General features: G+C 55.8%; 3 protein-coding genes and 1 pseudogene. 1 reads left to right on the forward strand and 3 read right to left on the reverse strand.

Going from position 1 to position 4,816, the window contains the following annotated elements; genetic code table 11:
* Positions 1–1,034, reverse strand: a pseudogene (locus ACUVTA_RS08535) (bifunctional lysylphosphatidylglycerol flippase/synthetase MprF); the annotation flags it as partial.
* Between the two features lie 362 nt (positions 1,035–1,396).
* Complete coding sequence (locus ACUVTA_RS08540) at positions 1,397–2,395, reverse strand: lysylphosphatidylglycerol synthase transmembrane domain-containing protein (protein WP_445952522.1); 999 nt, start codon at positions 2,393–2,395, stop codon at positions 1,397–1,399.
* Positions 2,396–2,610: 215 nt separating this feature from the next.
* Between ACUVTA_RS08540 and ACUVTA_RS08545 the strand changes: the two genes are divergently transcribed.
* Positions 2,611–3,450, forward strand: coding sequence for a molybdate ABC transporter substrate-binding protein (locus ACUVTA_RS08545; protein ID WP_445952523.1), 840 nt, complete (start codon positions 2,611–2,613; stop codon positions 3,448–3,450).
* An 8-nt stretch (positions 3,451–3,458) separates the two neighbouring features.
* On the opposite strand, the gene ACUVTA_RS08550 is transcribed toward ACUVTA_RS08545, so the two are convergent.
* Positions 3,459–4,646 (reverse strand): amino acid permease, encoded by a 1,188-nt coding sequence (locus ACUVTA_RS08550; protein ID WP_445952524.1) that lies wholly within the window; start codon positions 4,644–4,646, stop codon positions 3,459–3,461.
* Positions 4,647–4,816 lie beyond the last annotated feature (170 nt).

A 4,816-nucleotide genomic window follows, 5' to 3' on the forward strand; every position in this document is an offset into this window, starting at 1 on the left:
ACGAATAAGAGTTCCATAGTGCCGTTCGGTGCGTCAGGAAGGCGGCGCATCAGGTCAATCGTCCCCACCCGGCTCTGATACGCGGGGACAACGTTAGCAAAGGCAATCTCCTTCCCTGCCGCTCCTACTACGGTTGCCACCGGACATTCCTGGAGATAATTGTAATCAAACCAGCCTAGCGCAAACCGTTTTTCTGTACCGTGTTGACTTTTTAGCCAGGCGTCAGAGATAACCTTGAGCCGCTTTAACAGGGCATCGCCCAGCGGCGGCTGGTAGAACTGCACGCGGCAGCCCTGGCGCTGAGCGCGGCGCACCGCCTGGCGTACGGCCTTCATGGCACCACCTTCCAGGCTAAAAGTGGCGAGATCAATTATCGCCTCCTCGCCAATTTTCAATTTTTCAAAGCCGAGCCGCGTATAAATAGAGAGAAACTCCTCCGTTACCTGAAAGAAGACGGGATACTAATCGTGGTGGTTACAAAACTTTCGAAACTCCGCAATTGCCTCTTCGATTTCGGTTGGCGGGCCTATAGGGTCGCCAAGCGCTACCGCGATATTTCCCACGACTGTATAACCGATAACGCTATTCCTTGAGCTACCGAAAAAATATGATTTATCCGGTAAAAGGAGCAAGAAGGCGAGTGTGGAGCGCCCCCAGCGGTTGAGGATCTCCCTTACCCGCCGCACTTCTCCTGGTCTTACCCGGCGCCGGTAAAGCACCGGTTGAAAGATAAGCCCTGTTCCGTACGCAAGAGCCAGTATTTCTCCAAACCAGAGGGAGTCAAGAAACCACCTGCCGCGGTGGGTCCGGGGGAACCGGGAGGGATAGCTTCCCGTAAAAAGCACCCGGCCTGCTTCGCGAGCGGAAGCAAATAGATCGAAGCGGGCTCCAAAGTGGCGGTCCAAAAGGTAGAAGCCTAAAAGCCCGTAGATATAAAGACTGAGAAAGATCGTGCCGATAACCAGCAAGCTGCGACTAAATGAAGTCGGATCGCTTGCCACGCTATAAGAACGGCGTAATAGCAGCAGCACCATTAGGAACGCGAGATTGACGAAGGCGGCATCGTAATCCAGACCTTTTATCAGGTGGGCGCCAGCAGCCAACGCCAGAGCTATGAGGGCGAAAACCCAGGCCCGGCGTTTTCGTTTGGCTAAGCCCCAGCCCAGAAAGAGCAGCGCCAAACCTGTGAAAACGGATAGGAGCCACGTGGAACGGATAACGCCGAGGGGCAGGTACTCTTGCACCACCAGATAGCGTCCTGGGTGGTGGCTCAACCAAGAATAGAGGATGTTGAAAAGACCCGCTCCGGTAACCCCTATGGCCACTAAATAGCTTAGGAACTTTTCCACTGCTGTCAATTGGCCTGCACCACCTAAAAGGAAAATGCCCCTGATTTTCAGCGCGCAACATTATACCTTTTTACCAGCCGCAGGGAGAATATTCCTGCCAAGAAAGGTAACCAAACGGTAATACCTCGGTAGACGAAAGTGATAAGCACGGCGCTTTCTGGCGGCACGCCAAACGAAGCTAGGGCCGCGGTCATTGCTCCTTCAACAGATCCTATGCCTGAAGGGGTGATAGAAATAATCATAAAAAGGACACCCACGGCGTAGCTCGCAAAAAGCGTTCCCGGTGAAACGCCACCAGCAAACGCTAAAAAAACAGCTCCTAAGGTGCCAAGGCCCAGCGCCTCTACCATAAAGGCGTGTCCCACCACCCGCCCCAGACCGTGCGGCCGCGCTGCCAGCCACTGCGCGGCTTCCGCGAGATGGGTGATAAAGGTTGCGGCCCGATCACTTATCGTTTCTCGTCGCAGAGGCGGTATAACCCTTCCGGCAAAACGCACCCCCCGCCGCACCAGGCCGATTAGTTTATCCGGCCAGTGGACAGCCGCTGCCAGCACGGCTACCTGTCCGGCGACAAAGGCCAGCAAAAGCCCTGCCGCTACTTCTTCGTAGGTGGTAAGGTGACCGCTTGACCAGAGGTACCCGAATACTCCTAAAAGGACGATGCAGAAGGCCCCGTAGTCAAAAAGATAAAAGATAAGGTTGATCAGTACAGCGCGTGCCAAAGTGGCGCCCCGGCTCACCGCGTCGGCGACGATGAGCGCCGTTCCGGAAAGCGCCCCGCCGGGCGTTACCAGCCCCACGAAAGCGCTCGCCGTTACTAAACCAAGTAGGCGCCACCAGGACTCTTTTACCCCTACAGCCCGGTAAATAGCGTGGTAAAAACCGGCCTGGTTAAAGAGAAATAGGACTTGCAGCCCCAGGGCCACCAGCACCCAGAGCGGCCGGCCGTGTTTTAAGGTAAGGAGCAGTTTCTCGCCTTCGGTATAATGGGTAGCCAGAAAAAAGACGGCGCAAAAGATTAAAAATGCCAAGAGAAAACGGTACAAAGGCTTCTCACCCTTAAAATCGTGCTATTATTCAGAACAGCAGTCTTTGCGTTAGCAATTTTGCCCTCCTACCCTTTTCGGCAGCGTGATACTCTTTCCCTGCCCGGAATTTGGTATCCTTCGCTACCCTGAGAAAATAGTTTGGCAATTGTTACTCCCTAAATCGTGTGGTATTATATGGATAAAAAGACGACTCGAGGCGGTGATCTGCCAAAATGGACCTGGAATTACCGGAAATTCCTGTAAGCCGCCGGGATGATTTGCATAACCTTGAGTATTTCGACAGCGCAGATTTGGTCCTCTTTATGGCGGGAAACCAGTTTATGGTGATGGAGGAGTTACTCGCTGCCTTCCAGCGGGCCTATCCTGAAGTGAGGCGCATTTTCTACGAGACTCTCCCTCCTGGCCTTGAGTTCCGGCAAATTCTGGCTGGCGGTGCCCGTTTCGGGGATATGGAGATTCGGGTCACGCCTGACGTTTATACCGCCGTGAGTGAAACGGCGATGCAGGAGCTTACGCAAAGGGGCCTTATCAAGGAGTACTTTGTTTATCTCCACAACCGCATCGTGCTGATGGTACCGCAGGGCAACCCGGCGGAGATCAGTAGGGTTGCAGACCTAGCCCGCAACGAGGTGAGAATTTCGCAGCCCGGACCGCTCGAGGATATAACGCGCCATATTGTGGCGATGTACCGCAAGGCAGGTGGCGAGACGCTCGTCCACCGGATCATGGAGGAGAAGCGGGCGGAAGGGACGACCATTTTTACCTTAGTTCACCACCGGGAGACCCCGCTGCGTATCCGGAAAGGAACTGTCGATGTCGGGCCCGTATGGGCTACGGAAGTAATGCACGCGCAGCAGGAAGGACTCCCGGTGGAGATGGTTGAGCCTGGCGCAGAGCTTGACCAGCGGGACAAGGTGAACTACTACATTGCCGCGCTCACCGACGCCCCGCACCCAGAGAACGCCCACAAGTTTCTGGCGTTTATCCGGTCGCCGGAAGCCCAGGGAATTTACGCCCGCTACGGTTTCCTCCCCCATTTCCCCACCTCGTAGGAGATACCTTATTTTGTTCGGCGGGGTTTGGCGGCCGGCGGTGCAAAGAGCCGCCACTTTAGCTGCTGGCCCCGCGGGGCGAGGTCGCTCCGCCAGTAGCTGTAGAGAAAATAGGCGATGGTGCCGAGGGCCATCCAAATTACGAAACGGATCCAGGTAAGGTGTGGGAGGCTCAAAATGAGGTAATCGGAGAAGGCGATTGAAAGTAGCGGTGGGTAGGGCGAAAGCGGGACACGGAAAGGACGGGGCGCATCCGGGTTTGTTTTCCGTAGTATTAAGACCCCGATGGCGACAACGACAAATGCCGTCAAGGTGCCAATATTCGCGAGTTGAGCGATAATGTCGATAGGAATGAACCCAGCGAGTAAAGCGACGGTAAGTCCGACCAGAAGTGTATTAACGTAAGGTGTCTTAAGACGTGGGTGAATCAAGCTCAGAACCGGAGGCAGAAGGCCGTCCCGGGACATTGCGTAGAAAATGCGGGCCCGGGCGTAAATCACTACCAGTAGAACGGAGGTGATACCTGCAAGCGCACCCACAGCAACCAACCCGCCGGCCCACGTGATGCCGGCCTTGAGAAGGGCGGTCGCGACGGGTGAAGCCACGTTAAGCTGGGTGTAAGGAACGAGACCGGTAAGCACCACGGTAACCGCAATGTAAAGAACGGTACAGATGGCCAGTGAGCCGCTGATCCCTATAGGCAGGTCCCGCTGCGGCCGGCGCGTCTCCTCAGCAGCGGTGGCTACAGCGTCAAAGCCGATATAGGCGAAGAAAATAATCGCGGCGCCGTGCATGATTCCGGCGTAGCCGTAAGGGAAAAAGGGGTGCCAATTGGCAGGGTTGACGTAACGAGCACCTAGAATGGTAAAAAGCAGCACCACGCTAAGTTTTACAGCCACGACTACTTTATTAACGGTGGTGCTTTCCCGGGTCCCGGCAGTGACCAGAACAGCAATGAGGAAGGCGATCAAAACCGCCGGGAGATTGATCATCCCTCCGGCGAGAGGTGACCGGGTAAGTGCCGTTGGCAGGAGGATGCCCCTCGAGTGAAGCAGTTCACTGAAATAGGCACTCCAGCCGATCGCTACCGCGGCAGCGGCAACCAGGTACTCGAGGATAATGTTCCAACCGACAATCCACGCAGCAAACTCGCCAAGGGAGGCGTAGGTATAGGCGCTGCCGGCTACCGGGATCATCGCTGCAAGCTCCGCGTAGGTAAGAGAGCGGCAAGCGCAGCGGCGATTCCGGAGACGACAAAAGAAAGGATAAGTGCCGGCCCCGCGTACTGGGCGGCAGCGACGCCGGTGAGGACGAAGATACCGGTGCCGATGATGGCGCCAATACCAAGGGCCACCAGATCGACCGG

Source organism: Thermodesulfitimonas sp. (genome assembly GCF_052743955.1).